We start from the raw sequence: 2212 nt of genomic DNA on the forward strand, positions 1-2212 counted from the left end.
GCGCGGGAACCGTGGTGGCAGCGCGACGGCGTGATCAGCCGTCTGCTCGCCGTCGCCGGGGTGGCGGTCACCCTCATCGGCGTGGTGATGCTGCTCGTGCTCGCCGCGCAGGCCGGTGTCTTCGGTCCCGTGCCCCGCGTCGTCTCCGGTGCGGTGCTGTCGGCCGCGCTGGTGGCCGCCGGGATCCGGGTGCACCGCCGCGACGGCGGACGCGTCGGCGGTGCCGCCCTGGCCGCGACCGGTTTCGCGGGCGGCTACCTGGTGGTCTTCGCCGCGACCGCCTACTACCGGTGGGTGCCGGCGGTCGTCGGTCTGGCCGCCGCGCTCGTCGTCGCCGGCGCCGGGGTCGCGCTCGCGGTGCGCTGGTCGGACCGGATTCTGGCCGTGCTGCTCGTGCTCGGGGCCGCGCTGCTCGCGCCCACCCTGTCGGACGGTGATCCGTTGCTGCTGCTCGGCTTCCTGCTGGTGCTGCTCGTCGCGAGCTTTCCGGCCCAGTGGCACCGCAACTGGGCGCTGCTGCATCTCGCGCGGGTCGTGCCGATCGCCGCGGTCCTGCTGGTGTCGATCGCCGGGGCCGAGCTTGCCGAGCGGGGCGAGCTCGCCTGGCTGGTCGGCTTCTCGGTGGCGGTCGCCGCATTCGTCGCCGGCACCGCGGTGCTGCTGCTGCGCCGGGAGCCGGGCGACGTCGTCGCCGCGGTGTGCCTGGCGGTGGCGGCGCTGCCGCTGCTCGCCGTCGGGTTGCGGCTGGACCGGTGGCCCGCCGTCGCGCTCGAGGGCACGGCCGCCGCCGGGTACCTCGTGTTGTTCGCCCTCGCCGGGCCCCGGTCGCGTCCGCTGCGGGTGGCGTCCGTCGCGGTGGCGGCGTTCGCGCTGCTGCACGCGTGCCTCGCGGGCGCGAGCCCCGACGCGGCTGCCACGGTGCTGCTCGCGGTCGCCGCCGGGTATGCCGGTGCGGCCGCGTCGATGCGGTCGCGCCTGCTGTACGTCGCCGGCCTCGGCTTCTGGGTGCTCGGAGGAGCGATGTTCTACGACGGCGCCGAACTCGAGAACCTCACCGACCGGGAGCTGGCCGTGGACCGCCTCGACGCGGCCACGCTCGTCACGGCCGTCCTGCTCGCCGCGGTGACGCTGCTGCTCGCGTGGACGGCGACGCGACTGCGGCTCGTCCGCGAACGCGGCGTCCCGTGGATGTGGAGCGGTGCGGCACTCGTGGTGCTGTATGCGGTGACCACGGCATTGGTGACCGCGGGCGTCCTCCTGGGCGGTGCGGACGCCGGATTCGTCGCCGGGCACACCGCGGCGACCATCTGCTGGATGATCGCGGCGACCGCGATGCTGGCGCTCGGCCTCGCCCGCACCGAGTACGCGCACGCCGCGCTGGCCGCGGGGCTGTCGCTGACCGGCGCCGCGCTGGCGAAGCTCTTCCTGTTCGACCTCGCTGCCCTCGAGGGAGTGTGGCGGGTCGTCGCCTTCATCGTGGTGGGCCTGCTGCTGCTCGCCGCCGGTACCCGGTACGCCAAGGCGTTCGCCGGACGCTCCGCCGCCCCGGAGACCGGCTCCGGCCGGGAGACCGGATCTGGCTCGGCGGAGCCGGGACCCGGCGAGGACTGACCCGCTCGGTCAGCGGCGGCGCTGCCGCGCGATGAGTTCACTCACGCTGATCGACTGGCTGTTCTCGGCACCGCCGTGCCGGCCGCGCTGCGAATCCTGCGCGTCGGTCTCCGACCGGTTCGCCGGGGCGTCGTCGGCCCTGCCGGCGGGGGCGCTGTCCTGCGCCGGAGGCGTCGTCGACGGCCGCTCGCCCGCGACCGGCTGATCCGCCGTCCGCGGGTTGGCCCGTCGCAGCTGCGAGAGCCAGTTCTCGATTGCCTGCGGGTCCCGGGTGGGCGCGCCGGACGAGCGCGGCTGCGGCTGAACCTGCGGCCGCACGTACGTCTGGGTCACCGGGGGCGGCACGTCGCCGCGCTGCCGGCGGGGCAGCGGCGGCGTGGCGGGCGGGGAGGACCGCTGGTCCTGCACGGGCGGGACCTGGCCCGGCACTTCTCGCGGGGGCTGGGACGGTGTCTGCTGCGACGGTGTCTGCTGCGACGGCGCCTGCTGCGGGCGGGGGCGCTGGGGCAGGGGACCCTGCGCCTGCGGTTGCGGGGCCGGTGGCCGCTCGGTGCGCGGTTGCTGCGGCTCGGGTGCCGGCGGGCGGGGACGGTCCTGCGGG

The 2212-nt window shown here is 76.4% G+C and carries 1 protein-coding gene and 1 pseudogene; one reads left to right on the forward strand and one right to left on the reverse strand.

The window, feature by feature from the left end:
• Positions 1-1611: DUF2339 domain-containing protein (locus tag CQZ88_RS11630; protein WP_102799773.1), on the forward strand; the 1611-nt coding region annotated here is incomplete at its 5' end.
• Positions 1612-1620: 9 nt separating this feature from the next.
• Here the strand turns inward: CQZ88_RS11630 and CQZ88_RS11635 are convergent.
• A pseudogene (locus CQZ88_RS11635) lies at positions 1621-2212 on the reverse strand (RND transporter); the annotation flags it as partial.

It is taken from the genome of Rhodococcus sp. ENV425 (genome assembly GCF_002887785.1).
Classification (GTDB): domain Bacteria; phylum Actinomycetota; class Actinomycetes; order Mycobacteriales; family Mycobacteriaceae; genus Rhodococcus; species Rhodococcus aetherivorans.